Below are 501 nucleotides of genomic sequence, written 5' to 3' on the forward strand. Positions count from 1 at the left end.
CTCACCAAGAGATAACCCACTATTTACAATACAACATAAAAAGAGTCACATCAGATAGTTGAAATAAGATTCCTTTTAAATTGCTGCCGATTTAATATTTAATACTGAAATTTGGTAACTAATTAGCATGACCAATAATCCTAACTTTCCTGCTCTAATGAATAAAATAGGCAAGAGGAAATTCTGGAGTCTATAAACACACTCCAACTGTATAGCTTTATATCAATATGGTAAACAAATTTCAATGATCTTAGCACATAAAAAAGAGTCTCATTCCTTTTTGGAACAAGACTCTTTAATAGTTGGCGTTGACCTACTCTCCCACCATTGGCAGTACCATCGGCGCTGACAAGCTTAACTTCTCTGTTCGGAATGGGAAGAGGTGGAACCCTGCTGCTATAAACACCTTAATTCTTTTGATCCTTTTTGGGGATCTACTCCTTAATCGTACCAAACCGATCCGGTACAAAAATACTTTATAACAAAAAAGAGTCTCATTCC

At 35.7% G+C, this 501-nt stretch carries 1 rRNA gene; it reads right to left on the reverse strand.

The features are described from left to right. Window positions 1-300: 300 nt before the first annotated feature. A 5S ribosomal RNA gene (gene rrf / locus GQR60_RS19955) occupies window positions 301-410 on the reverse strand. Window positions 411-501: the final 91 nt, after the last annotated feature.

This window comes from Labilibaculum euxinicum (assembly GCF_009795715.1).
GTDB lineage: Bacteria > Bacteroidota > Bacteroidia > Bacteroidales > Marinifilaceae > Labilibaculum > Labilibaculum euxinus.